Below are 16,738 nucleotides of genomic sequence, written 5' to 3' on the forward strand. Positions count from 1 at the left end.
CGTTCAGAGTTGGTGCCGATGTTGATGTTGATAGCGAAGGTTGAGCTGATCGCCGCGTCGCGTCAGGCCGGATGACGGTGGGGTTTTCCGGGGCCTGGGGCATTCGACCGTTGCCACCTGCTGCGACAAGGCGCTGTGTCGTTTAGGCTAGGGGGACGACGTCAATTGATGAGACTACCATGACACAGCTGCGTACGACGCTTGTCCAGTGCAACCTTCACTGGGAAGATCCCGAGTCCAACTGCCGGATGCTGGAGGACAGCCTGGCGGACCTGGGCGCCAACGATACCGACCTGATCGTGCTGCCGGAAATGTTCGCCACCGGGTTCACCATGAACTCACGCGAGATGGCCCAGCCCATGGCGGACAGCAGCGTGGTGGCATGGCTTGTGGATCAGGCTCGCCAACGAGGCTGCGTGGTCACCGGCAGCGTTGCCATCGAGGAGCAGGGCGAGTACTTCAACCGCCTGGTCTGGGCGCGACCGGACGGCGACATCAGCTGGTATGACAAGCGCCATCTCTTCCGCATGGCAGGCGAGCATGAACGCTACGACATGGGTCGTGAGCGGGTGATCGTCGAGCTCAATGGCTTCCGCATCCTGCTGAGCGTCTGCTACGACCTGCGCTTTCCGGTATGGCTGCGTCAACGCCAGAACCCATCGACCCACTTCGAATATGACGCCCTTCTATGTGTTGCCAACTGGCCGGCGCCGAGGCGCCATCCCTGGCGCACACTGCTGCAGGCGCGTGCCATCGAGAACCTGGCCCCGGTGATCGGTGTCAACCGCGTCGGTGAGGACGCCAAGGGCCTCGCCTACTCGGGTGACTCCATGTTGATCGATGCCAAGGGTGAGGCGCTGATCGACGAGGCGCGTGATGAGCCCTTTGTCAAGACCGGAGTGCTCGACCGCGACGAATTGGCGGCATTCCGGGAGAAGTTCCCGGCATGGCAGGATGCCGATGCCTTTCAACTCGCCGATGACGAGGCCAACTGATGCGTCTGGACCGCTTTCTCAGCGAGACCACCGACCTGACGCGTAGCCTGGCCAAGCGGGCCCTGGTGCGCGGGGAGGTAACGGTCAACGGCGAGCTTGAAAAGAAGGCTGCGCGACATGTGGCGAGTGATGACGAGGTGCGCTGGGAGGGACGACTTCTTGAGCTGGTTGGACTTCGTTACATCATGCTGCACAAGCCCGTCGGGGTGGAGTGCACGGCCAGACGGGGACTCTACCCGCGGGCGGTTGACCTGATCGATCTGCCCAAGGCCGAGCGTCTGCAGCCGGTAGGGCGGCTGGACGTCGACACCACTGGCTTGCTGTTGTTGAGCGACGATGGCCAGTGGTCCCACCGCATCACCTCGCCTCGCCATCGCAGCGCCAAGGTATACCAGGCCCTGCTGGCACGGGACCTGGACGACCCTGACGAGGCCGTCGCACGTTTTGCCGAGGGCATCATGCTGGAGGGCGAGGAGACCCCGACGCGTCCCGCTACCCTGACCTGTCACGGGCCGAGGGAGGTCGAACTCGCCATCGTCGAAGGGCGTTATCATCAGGTCCGTCGCATGTTCGCCGCCATCGGCAACCATGTCGAAACGCTGCATCGCCACACGATCGGACCCTTGACACTGGATGCGTCACTCGAACCCGGCCAATGGCGCGAATTGACAGCCGAGGAACGCGAGCTGTTTTAACAGCGCTGGTTTGGATTGCAGCAGCGGGCGCTGGTGTGACAGCGCTGGTTTGGATCGCAGCAGCGGGCGCTGGATTGACTGCGCGGGGCCGGGTGCTGATTGGATAGCGCGGGGCCGGGCGCTGTAGCGAGAGCGCTTCAGGCCCCTCCAGGCGGCTTCCCCGGCCGGCTAGTCGTTCTCGTGAGGCGTGGCGAGTGCGATGCGAGCCCGCCCTGCGTGCTTGGCCCGATATAGGGCGCTGTCTGCCATCGCCAGCAGGCAGCTCGGATCGTCGCTGGTGGCCGGGAAGCTGGCGATGCCGCAGGATACCGATACCGTACCCAGGCTCTGGCCCTCGTGGCGGAAGCTCGCGCTGGCCAGGGCGTGGCACATGCGCTGCATGCGATGGTGAGCGTCGTCGGCCTCGGCGCCGGGCAGCAGCACGACGAACTCCTCTCCACCAAAGCGACAGACCACGTCGATGTCACGAAAGCTGTTGGCCAGCATTCTGCCAACCCCTTCAAGCACCGTGTCACCCGCCGCATGACCATAGCGGTCATTGAATTTCTTGAAGTGGTCGATGTCCAGGATGACCACCGCCAAGGGGCTCTTCTTGCGCAACGAAATAGCCGTCTCGTGGGCAAAAAGCTCATCGAAGTAGCGACGATTGTGCAGTCCGGTCAGATCATCGCGATAGGATAGCGCCGATAGTTCTTCCTGCAGGGCGATGCTCGACAATACCAGGGCCAGGCGGCTGACGCCGAGTTCGATGAAGCTGCGGGTGCGATCCCAGTACTGCGGGCGCTTGACCAGTGGCCCGTCGGGCACGACGCAGATCACGCCCAGTCGGCGGTGCTGGCGATCCGGGCCGGTCAAGTCCAACGGAAAGATCCAGTGAGGCAGGTTGTCGGCAGGGGAAGGTGCCGAAGGGTCCGAGGGCGGCCTCCTGGTGGAGATCGTGAGCAGGTCGTCCAGGGCGGGCAGGCTTTCTTCCGTGCGCGTTCGAAGCGGCGGAATCGCGGTGGTGTCCAGCCAAGCCGGGGGGCGATAGGTGGTGGGCCAGAACAGTTCCAGCGTCATGTTGTCCGGCTGATCCTGAGGCCGGTAGAAGGCGCCCTGCATCGGTTCCAGTATCTCCGGCATGGCCCGCTGGGTCAGGCATAGCGCTTCCTCGAGGCTGGTGCATGCCTGCAGCGTGTCGATCAGGCTGGCCAGTCGCTGGGTCTTGTGGTGTTCGGTGGCCAGCACCAGGGCACGTTGTCTCTCCTGTTCTGCGAGGCTTTCCAGTTGCCGGGTACGCTCGGCCACCTCTTGCTCGAGGTGATCGTTGAGTCGCTGCAACTGGCGTTGGGAGCGAGCATAGTGGCGCGTGGAGATGACGATCATGGCGACGATGAAGGCCAGGGCACCAAGATGCACCGGTACACTGATCCAGCCCACCAGGCCGTGGGCCACCAGCATGTCGGTGATGGCGATGGCAGCAAAGATGGCGTAGCTCGCGACGATCAGGCGTTGGTCGCTGTCGAACTCTCGTCGATAGCGAAACAGCCAGCGTGCCATATAGGCCAGCGCCCCGAGCAGTATCAGGTCGAACAAGGGAAAGGTCGGAGGAAGCGATACCACGTCCAGCATCGCCAGCGCCGGGGCGATGATGGCGTAGGCCAGCAAGCCTAGCCACAGACGTCGCATGCCCTGTCGCGGGATCTGCGGAAACCAGTGCTCGAGGATCAGCGCCATGGCCACCGGCAACGAAAAATAGGCGATGGCGGCCACATAGTCCCATGCCAGGGGCGCGAACACGATCAGTTGGCTGGCGTCGCTCTCGGCCAGCACCATGAGTCCGACCGCCAGCGAGAAGAGCCCGAGGCTACCCAGCCGCCAGCGTTCGGGCTGGGTCAGGATCAACACGAGCGCCAGGGCTGCGACGATCAGGCAGGCAAGCGCGATCACTAGTTCGCCCTTGGTGGCCTCGAGAATCGAGGGCAGTATCCGTGACTGTTCCATGATCACGACCTTGCCCCAAAGCCCGATGTCCTTGTAGGACGACTTCAGGCGCAGGTACAGGGTCTTGCCCTGGGTGGGCGAGGGCAGCTCGATGGCGTGCCAGGTCCAGCCGGCGAAGGCCCCGGCGTCCGGTCCTTCGAGCTGACCGTGGCGATAGACGTGTTGCCCATCGACGTAGGCTTCGGCGACCAGGTTGAGGCTTGAGACGAACAGCGCCGGCTGAAGCCAGTCACCGGCGGGCAACTCCCGACGCAGCCAGAGGCTGTCGCGACCGTCACGACCCGGGGGATTGCCGATGCCCTCCAGGGACTTCCATTCCCCTTCAGCGGCGGTGAGCCACTCAAGCTCTCCGTCAGGAGTGCGGGGCGAGTCCCCCCAACGATATTGCCAGTCATCATTCAACGCGAGCTCGCCAGCCAGTACCTGACTGCCGGGCAGCCAGAGCAGGGCGAGTACAAGAAGCGTGATGCAGCGGAACATGGCGAGACCTATGGACGGTAACCCGGCCAGTATAGAACGAGGTGGCAATAACAACATTCGACGGCATAGTCGAAAGAATAAACGTTTGAGGCCTGGACGGCCCCAGTCCCGACATGAACCGCCATGGAGCGCATTTGGCTGCAACCGCGCTCAGATGCCATGCCTTCTACCGCCCCCCTGTCGGGACACCTCTTGTCAGCCTTGCTTCATCTCTGGGGCTCAAGCCCCGCCGCCTTGACCAGAGCCCTGGTGTAGGGATCGGCCGGCCGGGAAAGTACGTCCATGCAGGCCCCCTGTTCGATCAGACGGCCTTCCTTCAGCACCATCACCCTGTGGGCCATGGCGCGCACCACCGCCAGGTCGTGGCTGATGAACAGATAGCTCAGTCCGCGCCGTGCCTGGAGGTCCCTGAGCAGGGCGATCAGTTGTTTCTGCACTGTCCTGTCCAGTGCCGAGGTCGGTTCATCGAGTACGATCAGGCGCGGCTCGAGGATGATCGCTCGGGCCACCGCGATGCGTTGGCGCTGACCGCCGGAGAACTCGTGGGGATAGCGTTGGGCGACGTGTTCCGGGAGCTCCACCTCTCGCAAGGTCGCACGGACCCGAGCGCTGACTTCCTGCTCGGAAAGCTCAGGCTGATGATAGCGAAGTCCCTCGCTGATGATATCCGCCACCGGCATTCGCGGAGAGAGAGAGCCGTAGGGGTCCTGGAACACGATCTGCAGATTTCTGCGCTGCTGGCGCAGTGCCTTGCCCGATAGCTGATCCAGCCTGGCGCCGGCGAAGTCGATGACCCCCTTGGCCTGGTTCAGGCGCAGTAGAGCGGAGGCCAGGGTGGTCTTGCCGGATCCCGATTCGCCGACCACGCCCAGGGTCTCGCCGGCGGCGATGTGCAAGTCCAGCGGGGCCAGCGCCTCGAAGCCAGGCTGGCGACGCTGGAACAGGCGTCGGCGTCGTTCGAAGGTGACGCTTAGCTGGCGGGCCTCGATCAGGGTCGGGGCATCGCCACAGGGGGCCGGGACACCTTGCGGCTCGGCGTCCAGCAACTCCCGCGCGTGGGCGCTCTGGGGCGATTGGAAGACCCGCTCGACGGTCCCGGTTTCCTGGTGCTCGCCATGACGCATGACACACACACGGTCGGCGTGTCGACGCACCAGGTTCAGGTCGTGGGTGATGAACAGCATGCCCATGCCGTGGTGATCACGCAGCTCGGCCAGCAGGGCGAGCACCTCCTGCTGTACGGTCACGTCCAGGGCGGTGGTGGGTTCATCGGCCACCAGCAGCTCAGGCTGGTTGGCGATGGCCATGGCGATCATTACCCGCTGACGCTGCCCGCCGGACAGCTGGTGGGGCCAGGCATCGAGCAGTTCCTCGGCTCGCGGCAGTTTTACCTGTTCCAGCAGTTCGCGGCAGCGGTGGCGAGCCCCGCGGCCTCGCAGGCCCTGGTGCAGGCGCAGGGTCTCCGCCAGCTGTCGTCCGATGGTGTGCAGCGGATTGAGCGAGGTCATCGGCTCCTGAAACACGAAACCGACGCGGTTGCCGAGCAGCCCCTGCCATTTGCGCGGCGTCAGCCGCGACAGGTCGGTGTCGCCGAGCCATCTACCGCCTTTGATTGTGGCGTTGGGCGGCAGCAGGTTGAGCGCGCCAAGCGCGGTGACCGACTTGCCGGACCCCGACTCACCCACCAGCGCCAGGGTCTCTCCGCGCCTGACGTCCAGCGACAGTTGCTTGACCACGGTGGTGTCGCCGAAGCCGATCGTCAGCCGATCCAGCGACAGCAGGGTGTCATTGTTCATGCGCGGGGCTTCCTTGCGGTGTCGTGTTGCCGCTGGCGCTTTGGACGTGGCGCGGATCGAAGGCGTCGCGGATCCCCTCGCCGATGAACACCAGCAGCGACAGCATGACCGCCAGGGTCATGAAGGCGGTAATCCCAAGCCATGGTGCCTGGAGGTTGTTCTTGCCCTGGGCCACCAGCTCGCCCAGGGATGGCGAACCTGGCGGCAGCCCGAAACCGAGAAAATCCAGCGCCGTGAGGGTGGTGATGGCGCCGGTGAAGAGGAAGGGTATGAAGGTCAGGGTCGCCACCATGGCGTTGGGCAGCACATGGCGCCACATGATCAGATGTGACGGCAGCCCCATGGCCTTGGCCGCCCGTACGTACTCCAGATTGCGCGCACGCAGAAACTCGGCACGCACGATATCCACCAGTCCGAGCCAGGAAAACAGCAGCATGATCCCGAGCAGCCACCACAGATTGGGTTCCACCAGGCTGGCCAGGATGATCAGCAGGAACAGCACCGGCAACCCCGACCATATCTCGGTCAGGCGCTGGCCGATCAGGTCGACCTTGCCGCCGAAATAGCCCTGCACCCCACCGGCCAGCACCCCCAGCACCAGCGACCCGGCGGTCAGCACCAGAGCAAAGATCACCGACAGGCGAAAGCCGTAGATCACCCGCGCCAGCACGTCACGACCCTGGTCATCGGTACCCAGCCAGTGGCGGCCATCCGGGGGTGACGGCGCAGGGTGGTCGAGATACTCGTCCAGGGTGTCGTAGGAGAATGGAATCGGCGCCCACAGCATCCAGCCATCCGACTCGATGGCGTTGCGGGTAAAGTCATCGTGATAGTCCGCCGCGGTCGGCAGAAAGCCGTCGAAAACGGTATCCGGATAGTCGACCAGCATCGGGAAGTACCATTGCTGCTGATACTGCACCAGCAGCGGCTTGTCATTGGCGATGAGTTCGGCCCCCAGGCTGAGCACGAACAGTAGGCCGAAGGCCCACAGTGACCACCAGGCACGGCGCTGGTGGCGAAAGACGGCGAGGCGACGGCGGGTGATGGGAGAAAGGCTAGGCACGATCAGGATTCCCGTGTCTCGAAGTCGATGCGCGGATCCACCCAGACGTACGTCAGGTCGGAAACCAGTTTGAGTATCAGGCCGATCAGGGTGTAGAGGTAGAGGGTGCCGAAGATCACCGGATAGTCACGCTGCATGACCGCCTCGAAACCGAGCAGGCCCAGCCCGTTGAGCGAGAAGATCACCTCGATCAACAGCGAGCCGGTGAAGAAGATCCCGATCAGCGCCGACGGCATCCCGGCAATGATGATCAGCATGGCGTTGCGGAAGACGTGGCCATAGAGCACCCGCCTGTCGCTGGCACCCTTGGCCCGGGCGGTCAGCACGTACTGGCGGTGGATCTCGTCGAGAAAGCTGTTCTTGGTCAGCATGGTCAGGGTGGCGAAGCTGCCGATGGCCGAGGCGCTGACCGGCAGCACGATATGCCACAGGTAGTCCTTGACCTTGCCCCAGGCGCTGAGCTCGGAAAAGTCCGGTGACGTCAGCCCTCGCAGCGGGAAGACGTCGAAGTAGCTGCCGCCGGCGAACAGCACGATCAGCAGGATAGCGAACAGGAAGCCGGGAATGGCGTAGCCGACGATGACCAGGCCGGAGGTCCAGACATCGAAGGCGGAGCCGTGTCTCAAGGCCTTGCGTACCCCCAACGGGATCGACACCAGATACACCAGCAGGGTCGTCCACAGACCTAGCGAGATCGACACCGGAAGTCGCTCGAACATCAGGGTGGTGACCGCCTCGCCGCGAAAGAAGCTCTCGCCGAAGTCGAAGGTGGCGTAGTCCACCATCATGTCGATAAAGCGTTCATGGGCCGGCTTGTCGAAGCCGAACTGCTGCTCAAGCTGGGTGATGAACTGCTCGGGGATCCCGCGGCTGCCGCGAGACTCGCCGCTATCGATGGTCTCGCCGCCACCTCCCTGCAGACGCGTACTGGCCTCGCTGGAAAAGCCCTCGAAACGTGCCAGCAACTGGTCGATGGGCCCGCCCGGCGCGGCCTGGACGATGATGAAGTTGAGCAGCATGATCCCCAGCAGGGTGGGGATCATCAGCAGCAGACGGCGCAGTACGTAGGCACCCACGGCATTTCCTTGAGGATTGGGTTTGCCAAGGCGAAGCGTCGTTTCGCACGACGCTTCGCACCACCAGAAACATTTTCTGTATCAGGGCCGCCGGCGTGGTCGGGCCTGCCGTTCGGGCTGGACACGTGCGCCTGCCCTCTGAATCTTTGACCTTCTTACCACAGCACAGCGCCCTTGGGCCGCCGTTGAATCAACGGCTACGCTGACGATCCTCGATGACCGCCTCGCGTTCAGGGTCTACCCACCAGGCGCTCAGGTCCAGCGTGTACTCGGGGAAGGGCTCCTGCCAGGCAAACTTGTCCCACACCGCGATGCGGTGGGCGGCCAGATGGAACTGCGGGACCACGTAGAAGCCCCAGCGCAGCACTCTGTCCAGCGCCTGGGCGGCGGTGTCCAGTGCCTGGCGCGAGTCGGCGGCGATCAGGCGATCGACCAGAGCGTCGATGACGGGATCCTGAAGGCCGATCAGATTCCGGCTCTGGGGGCGTTCGGCATACTCGCTGCCCCAGAACTCACGCTGTTCGTTGCCGGGACTCAAGGACTGCGGAAAGCTGCCCACCACCATGTCGAAGTCGAAGCTGCGCAGACGATTGAGGTACTGATTGACGTCGACGGTACGGATATTGCCCTGCACCCCCAGTCGGGCCAGCCTTCGCAGCAGCGGTTGGGCGATGCGCTCGAACTGGGTGCTGTAAAGCAGGATCTCGACGTGCAGTGGCTCGCCATTCTCGGGGTCGATCATTACCCCGTCACGGGCCTCGTAGCCGGCCTCACGCAGGAGTTCCAGGGCCTTCCTCAGGCGTGGACGCATCTCCTGGGGCTGCTGCATCGGCAGTGGCTCGCTGAAGACGCTCTCCGGCAGCTGGTCGCGGAAGGGCTTGAGCATTGCCAGCTCGTCTTCGGACGGCAAGCCGGTGGCTTCCATCTCGGAATTCTCGAAGTAGCTGTCGGTGCGCGCATAGGCGTCGTAGAACAGGTTTCTGTTCAGCCACGGGAAGTCGAAGGCAAGAGTGATCGCCTCGCGCACGCGGCGATCCTGAAACTTGGCCTTGCGCAGGTTCATGACGTAGGCCTGCATGCCGGCGGGCTGGCCGTCATGGACCTGAAGCTGCCTGACAAAGCCCTGCTCGCGCGCCGGGAATTCGTAGGCCGTGGCCCAGTTGCTCGCGGAATTCTCGAGGCGGAAGTCGAGATTGCCGGCCTTGAAGGCCTCCAGTGCCACCGTCTGGTCGCGATAGTAGTCGTAGATCAGCCGTCCGATATTGTGTCGGCCGACGTTGACCGGTACCTCGCTACCCCAGTAGTCGTCGACGCGCTCGTAGACGATGCGGCGGCCCGGATCGACCTCGGCGATCCGATAGGGGCCGGAGCCGAGCAGCGAATCGCGGGTCACCGCCTCGAAGTCGCGATCACGCCAGTAGTGCTCGGGCAGGATCGGCATCTGGCCCAGGATCAGCGGCAGTTCACGGCTTTCGCTGTCACCGAGGTCGAAGTGCACGGTGTCGCTGTCGATGGCGGTGACGCTGTCGACATCGCTGTAGTAGGCGCGGTAGAAGGGCTGCCCCTTGGTGGTCAGCGTCTCGAAGCTGAATACCACGTCCTGGGCGTCCATGGGTTCGCCGTCATGGAAGCGCGCTTCGGGGCGCAGGTCGAACTCGACCCAGCGCCGTTCGGGGTCCAGGCGGATACCCTCGGCCAGGAGCCCATACATGGTGAAGGGCTCTCCCGGGTTCGATTCGAGCAGGGTGTCGTAGATCTGTGTAAGGCCAGAGGCTGGCGTGCCACGAACAATAAACGGATTGGTCGAATCGAAGCTGCCCTGGGCGGCGCGAATCAAATCACCGCCTGACGGAGCATCAGGATTGGCATGGGGAAAGTGGCGAAAGTCAGCCGGCAGGGCCGGCTCACCATAGAGCGGAAGGGCGTGCACGGTGGGCACGCTGGAAACGTCTGCGGCCTCGCTGGCGGTCGCCAGCAGGGCGCCCAGCAGGCAGGCGCCAATTGCCACCTGTCGCATGGCGGTGGAGTCCTTGTCCTGAGGGGCGCCACCGTGGCGCCCGCTTTACCGACCGGAAAGTGTCAGTTGCTGACCGGGTTGAAGAGCCTGCGGGTTGTCGATGCCATTCCAGCGTGCCAGGTCCCGAGGCGAGATGGAATGAAGCATGGCGATGCGGTTCAAGGTGTCTCCGCTCTCGACGACATGGGTCTCGTCGGAGGCGCTGGCCACTTCGATCTGCCCCAGGTTGCTCAAGGCATTGCGCAGGGTGGCGGCGCTCTCTGCCGGCACCAGAATCTGACGGGTGTGACGCGGGTTGACGTTGCGCGACTTGAGTCCGGGGTTCAGTTCGCTCAGCTCGTGGGTGGTCACTCCGGCCAGAGCGGCTGCCTTGTTCAACGAGATCGGTGCGGTGACCGAGACCTTGGCAAAGGCCGCCGAGCCGCTGATCTCCGGAAGGTTGACGCCATAGCGCTCGGGATCATTGATGATCCGCGAGATGGCCATCAGCTTCGGCACGTACGCCATGGTCTCCGAGGGCAGGTTGAGATCCCAGTAGTCGCCGGCGAGTCCGCGAGCCTGTGCCGCACGGCGGGCATTGTTGACGGTGCCGGCGCCGGCGTTGTATGCCGCGAGTGACAACTGAAGGTCGCCCTCGTACCACTGATCCGCCTGCATCTCGATGTAGTCCAGGGCGGCGCGGGTGGAGGCCACGACATCATTGCGGCCATCCCAGGCACCATTGCGCTTGAGGCCGAGGGCGTCACCGGTACGCGGCATGATCTGCCACAGTCCGACGGCGCCAAAGTGGCTACGTGCCTTGGGATCGAAGGAGCTCTCGACGAAGGGGATCAGCGCGATCTCGCCCGGCAGACCACGAGATTCGACCTGCTGGGTGATCCAGGCGAGCCAGGGGCGGGCGCGCTCGGTGATCTCCGCCACGTTATGGGGGCTGTCCTGGTAGTAGTCGATCCATTCCTGCACGCGGGCATTGACCGGCTGGTCCTGCCACTGGAAATCCGCCCGCAGACTTGTCCAGGCATCCTGCGGCTCGAGTTCCAGGGCATCCCAGAAGTGGCGAGTCAGGTGTTGATGCGAAGGCGCGGCGCTTGCGTCAGCGCTGGTTCCGCCATATGGCATGGCGCCACCGGGGGGGAGTGGCGAGGCCTGGGATGCATAGGCACCGGCCATCAACGAGCCAAGGAGGGCCAGACTGCTGGCCGCGCCAAGAAGTCGTCTACGGGTCGTGTGAAATGTCATGCGTACAGAAACTCCTGGCCCGCGATGCTTATCGCGGGCGTCCTGTGGGACGATGGTTCAGGACGCCGAGCCGTTCAGAAGGAATCCTTCCAGGCTCTTAGCGTGGCAAAGGTGGCGTCCGTGCTATCGGTCGACCCATGGGCTGAGGCAGCGCGCTTGACATCTTCATCATCGCAACGAAGGAAGGGATTGATGCGGCGCTCACGTTCCATCGTTGTAGGCAGCGTGGGTCGGTCCAGATCTCGTGCCTTCTGACATTCGTCGAAGGCGGTGGCAACGTCGGGGTTGCCGGGGTTGGCCGCCTTCGCAAAAGCGAGGTTGGCCAATGTATATTCGTGCGCGGAGAATACCAGTGTATCCGCCGGCAGGGAATTCAGTCGGTCGAGGGACCCCTTCATCTGCTCCGGGGTACCTTCGAACAGGCGTCCGCAGCCACCGCTGAACAGGGTGTCCCCACAGAACAGCAGCGGCGGGATGCCTGCGGTAAAGAAGGCCAGATGGTCCAGGGTATGCCCAGGCACCGCCATCACCTCGAACAGGCGGCCCATGACGCGAAACTCGTCACCGTCACGCACGATCTCGTCGACGCCTGCGATCTCGGGGTTATCCGGCCCGATCACCCGGGGCGAATAGCGCTGGATCAGTTCGGCAACGCCGCCGGTGTGGTCATGGTGGTGATGGGTCAGCAGGATGCAGCCCAGGCTCAGCCCTTCACGTTCGAGAAAGCGCAGAACAGGCTCGGCGTCACCGGGATCCACGACGCAGACCTCTTGACTCGAATCCTGGCGCAGCAGCCAGATATAGTTGTCGCTAAAGGCTGGAATCGGTGTCACGCTTAACATGGTCGGCAGGGTCCTCGGAGCGAGCCTTGAGCGGGCAGCATCTAGCTGGGCGGCCGGCGCAGACTTCAGTAAACTTCGTTTTTTCGCCTTGCAAAATCAGACACTTTGGAGGCACAGGTCGACTATGTCAAATGCGTCGGAGCCGATGGAGCTCGCGTGCCTGGTGCGGCACGCTCGACGCTATTGGTCCAGTGACAGCGGGTGCGCCGTGCGGCGTTCCGAGCGAGCCTGCCTGGGCCCGCTGGCCGAACGCTGGTGCGGCCAGCACGGTCTTGAAATGTCACTGGCCGAGCCACTGGCCGACATGAGCGCGGTTCGCCACTGGATACGGTGGTCTCCGACCAGGGAGCTGGCGGAAAGTTCCAGCACGCTGGTTTGCCGCCCTGAGCGCTTGGCACTGCCCGACGGAGCGATGGACGTGGTGGTGCTCAATCACTTGCTGGAGGTGGTGTCCCACCCCCACCAGCTTCTGCAGGAGGCCGCCCGGGTGGTCTCGCCGCAGGGGCGACTGGTACTGCTTGGCTGGTCCCCGCTGTCATCGTCGGGTTTGATGAGGGTGCGGCCTCGCCGCCGGCGGCAGATGCCGGGGCAGGGCGTATGGCGAACGCCGCGGACGATGAAGGACTGGCTTCAGTTTGTCGACTTCGAGATCGAGCGGGTAGACTACTGCCGATTTCGCCTGCCGGGGCTCGCCGGTGGCAATGGCATGCTGGAAACCCTCGGCCGGCGCCACAACCTGCCCCTGGGCGATTGTTATATCATCCAGGCTCGCTGCCGCTCGCAGCTGGCCTGTACCCAGGGAAAACGCCCGCTGTTCGGCTTGCCGGTCGGTAACACCGCACTCGGCACCACCAGGCTCGAGCCCAGTGTGCGGCAGACCCCCAAGCAGAAGAAGGTAGCAATGCGTTGACCACTCCCGATTCACTCCCTGTCGTGACCATTTACACCGACGGGGGTTGCCGCGGCAATCCCGGACCCGGCGGCTGGGGAGCGCTGCTGGAAAGCGGGGATCACCGCAAGTCGCTCAAGGGCGCCGAGCGTGATACCACCAACAACCGAATGGAGCTGACCGCCGCGATCATGGCGCTGAAGACGCTCAAGCGCGAGTGTCACGTGGATCTCTGGACCGATTCGGAGTATCTGCGCAAGGGCATCACCGAATGGATCCATGGCTGGATCAAGCGTGGCTGGAAGACGGCTTCCAGGCAGCCGGTGAAGAACGCCGATCTGTGGCGCGAGCTGCATGAGCAGACACGCCGACACCAGGTCAGCTGGCATTGGGTCAAGGGGCACAGCGGCCACCCTGGAAACGAGGCCGCCGACGCCCTGGTCAACGAGGCCATCGACGAGTTGCTGGAAGGCGCCTGACGCCGTCGGCCCACACCCCACAGCCCATCCGACTTCAGGGACCCAGAATGCGACAGATTGTACTGGATACCGAGACCACCGGTATCGAGACGCGCGACGGCCACCGTCTCATCGAGATCGGCGCCGTGGAGATGATAAACCGGCGTCTGACCGGAAATTCCTACCATCAATACATCAACCCCGAGCGTGAGATCGATGCCGAGGCGATCGGTGTCCACGGCATCACCAACGAGCGGGTCGCCAATGAGCCGGTTTTCGCCGAGGTGGCGGCCGACTTCTGGGAGTTTATTCGCGGGGCCGAGCTGGTCATCCATAACGCGCCCTTCGATGTCGGCTTCATCGACCACGAATTCAAGCTGTTGAAGGCCACCCACCCCGAGCTATATGCAGGGCCCGTCAAGGATCACTGTCGTATCCTCGATACCCTGACCATGGCAAGGGGACTGCACCCGGGGCAGCGCAACAGCCTCGACGCCCTTTGCAAGCGCTACGATATCGACAATGGTCACCGCGTGCTGCACGGGGCCTTGCTCGATGCCGAGATCCTGGCAGACGTCTATCTGGCGATGACCGGTGGGCAGACCGCCCTGACCCTGGATGCGGGCAACGACAGCGACCAGCAGGCGGCGGTGCCCGGCGAGCTTTCGGTGCGTCGGCTGTCATTGGAGCCGGGGCGGCTGAGCGTGGTACGCCCGACAGATCAGGAGATGGCGGCCCATCTGGCCAAGCTCGACAAGGTGCGTGGCAAGGCAGGAGAGTGTCGCTGGGACGACCTGGACCCTGCCTACGCCGGCCCCGGCAGCGCCACGCAGGACGGTGTCTGATGCTGCATCGGGAGCTGCCAAGAGGTGTCGAGTCGGGGCGTATCATTCGCCTGTCGAAGGGCTGTATGGCGCCTGGCCTGGACAATACGCCGCTGGGGCCGGTCGAGCCCTGGGATGAGCGTGTTCAGCCGTTGTGCTGGTGGTCGGACGAACCGGTGGGGCTGCGTCTTGAAGACAGCCCAGGCGCCGACTGGCCAGACGGCCGTAGCTGGCTGTCGAGGTTGCCCGAGTCATGGTACGGGCTGGTGTCAACGGCGCTGCAGGTGGGTGCCTGGATGGGCAACCACCGGTTTTGCGGGCGTTGCGGCAGCCCAGCCAGGCGTCTGGAACACGAGTTTGCGATGCACTGCGACAATTGCGGCCATCGCAACTACCCGCGCATCTCGCCCTGCATCATCACCCTGGTGACCCACGGGGAGTCGCTGTTGCTGGCTCGTAGCCCGCGTTTTCCACCCGGACGCTATTCCACCCTGGCAGGATTCATCGAACCGGGAGAATCGGCGGAGCAGGCGGTGCATCGCGAGGTCCACGAGGAGGTCGGTCTGAAGCTGGGGCGGCTGCGTTATATTCGCAGTCAGGCCTGGCCTTTTCCCCACTCCCTGATGCTGGGCTATCTGGTCGAGGCGGCAAGCCGACGCATCGTGATCGACGGCCACGAGATCGAAGACGCCGCCTGGTTCTCGCCACGGCAGCTACCGCAGTTGCCGCCGCTTTATTCGATCTCGCGGGAGTTGATCGAGTTGCACCTGTCCGAGGTGCGTGACGGTCGGTCCTGACGGGCAGTCGCCGGGAGTAGCCACTGCCCATTTGAGCATCACTTCTCGGGAAACAGCTCGGTCAGGCGGGTCGCCAGCATGATATTGCCGGTCGCCTTGAGCTTGCCGGTCATGAAGGCTGTCATGCCGTTGATATCACCGGTCATGATGCCCTTGAGGGTGTCGCTGCTCATGCTCAGGCTGACAGAGGGATCGTCGTGCTCGCCCTGCTGGATGTCCAGTGCGCCATCGTCGATGACGACATAGTGATCCTCGGTATCGCTGAAGTGGAACTGGAAGATCTCGTGCATGCCCTGGGCAGCGTCAGGATTGAAGCGAGAGCGTAGCGTATCGAGTGTCTGTGACATGAGAATTCCTTGCAGTTGTGTGAGTCGCTGTCAGGCAGCGTATTTCAAACGAATGTTTCAATCAAGGCCGGGCGCCGTTCAGGGCCTATGACCGTCAAGGTCCAGGTCTTTGCAGAATTGTGCCGGCTGACAGGGAGAGAGCGATGGAAGACTGGCTGGGTGAGATCCTGACCTTTTTTGTTCAGCTACTGCTGGTGGCAGGGGTCGTGCTGTTGGCGCTGATCGTGCTTGCCCGGGCCAAGGGTGGCGGCAGTGTACCCAGGGAGCAACTCAGGATCGAGGACCTGGGTCAGCGTCAGCGTCAGTGGCGCGAGCGTTTGGTACAAGCCAGGACAGGCACAGAAAAGCGGTCTCGTCTGCGCTGGCCGTGGCGTCGGGATACCAAGCCCAGGCAGGACGAAGGCGTGGCATCGAACGCCACCACCTGGGTGATCGATTTTCATGGCAACCTCAAGGCCAGCGGCGTGGACCGCCTGGCTCGCGAAGTGTCCTTGCTGCTTGGTGTGGCTAAGGAAGGGGACGAGGTGGTCATTCGGCTGGAGAGCCCCGGAGGCCTGGTCCACACCTATGGGCAGGGGGCGGCGGAACTGCACCGGCTCACCGAGGGGGGCCTCAAGACGACGGTCTGCGTGGACAAGGTGGCGGCCAGCGGCGGCTACCTGATGGCGTGCAACGCACAACGCATCCTGGTGGCCCCGTTTGCGGTAATCGGCTCCATCGGGGTGGTGGCCCAGATCCCCAATATCCACCGCCTGCTCAAGCGCCATGACGTCGATGTGGAGCTGGTGACCGCCGGGCGCTACAAGCGCACGCTCACCGTGCTGGGCGAAAACACCGAGGAAGGCAGAGACAAGCTGCAGGCGGACCTCGACGCCATCCATGCCAAGTTCAAGGACTACGTCGACCAGCGCCGCTCCGGCGTGGATATCGACGCCGTGTCTACCGGCGAGGTCTGGTACGGAGAAGAGGCCGTGTCCAGAGGGTTGGCGGATGAGGTCACCACCAGCGAGGCTTATCTCAGCAAGGCGATGGAACGTGGCAAGGTGCTGAGCCTGAGGCTTGCGGCGGTGCCATCACTGGCCGAGCGTCTTGGTTTTTCCGCCTCTGGCATGGTCGAGCAGGCGCTCGATCGGGTGGAAGAGCGTGTCGATGCGTCCGGCTGGGAGCATCGGTAGGCGAAGCCCGCGTCGTGGTTCGTAATATTGGATCGCAATATTGGATCACAATGCTGCCTGAC

15 protein-coding genes are annotated in these 16,738 nt (G+C 63.7%); 7 read left to right on the forward strand and 8 right to left on the reverse strand.

The features are described from left to right. The first annotated feature begins 179 nt into the window (after positions 1 to 179). Both NFH97_RS19100 and NFH97_RS19105 read left to right on the forward strand, forming a co-directional pair. On the forward strand, positions 180 to 995 hold the full coding sequence (locus NFH97_RS19100; protein ID WP_108133382.1) for an amidohydrolase: 816 nt from the start codon (positions 180 to 182) through the stop codon (positions 993 to 995). Continuing rightward, positions 995 to 1,690, forward strand: a complete 696-nt coding sequence (locus NFH97_RS19105) for a pseudouridine synthase (RefSeq protein ID WP_349625385.1) — start codon at positions 995 to 997, stop codon at positions 1,688 to 1,690. The genes NFH97_RS19100 and NFH97_RS19105 overlap by 1 nt, the downstream gene beginning before the upstream one ends. 168 nt (positions 1,691 to 1,858) lie before the next feature. On the opposite strand, the gene NFH97_RS19110 is transcribed toward NFH97_RS19105, so the two are convergent. The 7 genes from NFH97_RS19110 to gloB form a co-directional block, all read right to left on the reverse strand. Continuing rightward, complete coding sequence (locus tag NFH97_RS19110; protein ID WP_162816497.1) at positions 1,859 to 4,153, reverse strand: sensor domain-containing diguanylate cyclase; 2,295 nt, start codon at positions 4,151 to 4,153, stop codon at positions 1,859 to 1,861. A 206-nt stretch (positions 4,154 to 4,359) separates the two neighbouring features. Beyond that, entirely contained in the window at positions 4,360 to 5,949 is a 1,590-nt protein-coding gene (locus NFH97_RS19115) for an ABC transporter ATP-binding protein (protein ID WP_349625386.1), read from the reverse strand. Beyond that, positions 5,939 to 7,012: an ABC transporter permease gene (locus tag NFH97_RS19120; RefSeq protein ID WP_231498690.1), complete on the reverse strand. Its 1,074-nt coding sequence runs from the start codon at positions 7,010 to 7,012 to the stop codon at positions 5,939 to 5,941. Before NFH97_RS19120 ends, NFH97_RS19115 begins: the two co-directional genes overlap by 11 nt. A gap of 2 nt (positions 7,013 to 7,014) precedes the next feature. Continuing rightward, positions 7,015 to 8,088, reverse strand: a complete 1,074-nt coding sequence (locus NFH97_RS19125; RefSeq protein WP_083970510.1) for a microcin C ABC transporter permease YejB — start codon at positions 8,086 to 8,088, stop codon at positions 7,015 to 7,017. Between the two features lie 190 nt (positions 8,089 to 8,278). Then, a complete protein-coding gene (locus tag NFH97_RS19130) occupies positions 8,279 to 10,105 on the reverse strand; it encodes an extracellular solute-binding protein (protein WP_045993724.1) in 1,827 nt (608 codons plus the stop codon). A gap of 45 nt (positions 10,106 to 10,150) precedes the next feature. Then, positions 10,151 to 11,344, reverse strand: coding sequence for a transglycosylase SLT domain-containing protein (locus NFH97_RS19135; protein ID WP_502878705.1), 1,194 nt, complete (start codon positions 11,342 to 11,344; stop codon positions 10,151 to 10,153). A 74-nt stretch (positions 11,345 to 11,418) separates the two neighbouring features. Beyond that, positions 11,419 to 12,186 (reverse strand): hydroxyacylglutathione hydrolase, encoded by a 768-nt coding sequence (gene gloB / locus NFH97_RS19140; RefSeq protein WP_045993722.1) that lies wholly within the window; start codon positions 12,184 to 12,186, stop codon positions 11,419 to 11,421. Between the two features lie 208 nt (positions 12,187 to 12,394). Here gloB and NFH97_RS19145 point away from each other — a divergent pair, with 208 nt between their 5' ends. From NFH97_RS19145 to nudC, 4 genes are read left to right on the forward strand one after another with little or no spacing between them, the layout of a single operon-like run. Then, entirely contained in the window at positions 12,395 to 13,096 is a 702-nt protein-coding gene (locus NFH97_RS19145; RefSeq protein WP_315900829.1) for a class I SAM-dependent methyltransferase, read from the forward strand. Between the two features lie 23 nt (positions 13,097 to 13,119). Beyond that, positions 13,120 to 13,554 (forward strand): ribonuclease HI, encoded by a 435-nt coding sequence (rnhA, locus tag NFH97_RS19150; RefSeq protein WP_231498692.1) that lies wholly within the window; start codon positions 13,120 to 13,122, stop codon positions 13,552 to 13,554. A gap of 47 nt (positions 13,555 to 13,601) precedes the next feature. Further along, complete coding sequence (gene dnaQ, locus NFH97_RS19155; RefSeq protein ID WP_222516779.1) at positions 13,602 to 14,378, forward strand: DNA polymerase III subunit epsilon; 777 nt, start codon at positions 13,602 to 13,604, stop codon at positions 14,376 to 14,378. Beyond that, positions 14,378 to 15,154 carry an NAD(+) diphosphatase gene (gene nudC / locus NFH97_RS19160; RefSeq protein WP_222516780.1) on the forward strand — a complete coding sequence of 259 codons (777 nt, stop codon included), beginning with the start codon at positions 14,378 to 14,380 and terminating at the stop codon, positions 15,152 to 15,154. Before dnaQ ends, nudC begins: the two co-directional genes overlap by 1 nt. Before the next feature lie 38 nt (positions 15,155 to 15,192). On the opposite strand, the gene NFH97_RS19165 is transcribed toward nudC, so the two are convergent. Further along, a complete protein-coding gene (locus NFH97_RS19165; protein WP_045993717.1) occupies positions 15,193 to 15,501 on the reverse strand; it encodes an SCP2 sterol-binding domain-containing protein in 309 nt (102 codons plus the stop codon). A 143-nt stretch (positions 15,502 to 15,644) separates the two neighbouring features. Here NFH97_RS19165 and sohB point away from each other — a divergent pair, with 143 nt between their 5' ends. Further along, positions 15,645 to 16,676 (forward strand): protease SohB, encoded by a 1,032-nt coding sequence (sohB, locus tag NFH97_RS19170; protein WP_045993716.1) that lies wholly within the window; start codon positions 15,645 to 15,647, stop codon positions 16,674 to 16,676. The last annotated feature ends 62 nt before the right edge of the window (positions 16,677 to 16,738 follow it).

The sequence above is a fragment of the Halomonas sp. SCS19 genome, from assembly GCF_040147015.1.
In the GTDB taxonomy this organism is placed as follows: Bacteria; Pseudomonadota; Gammaproteobacteria; order Pseudomonadales; family Halomonadaceae; genus Halomonas; species Halomonas litopenaei.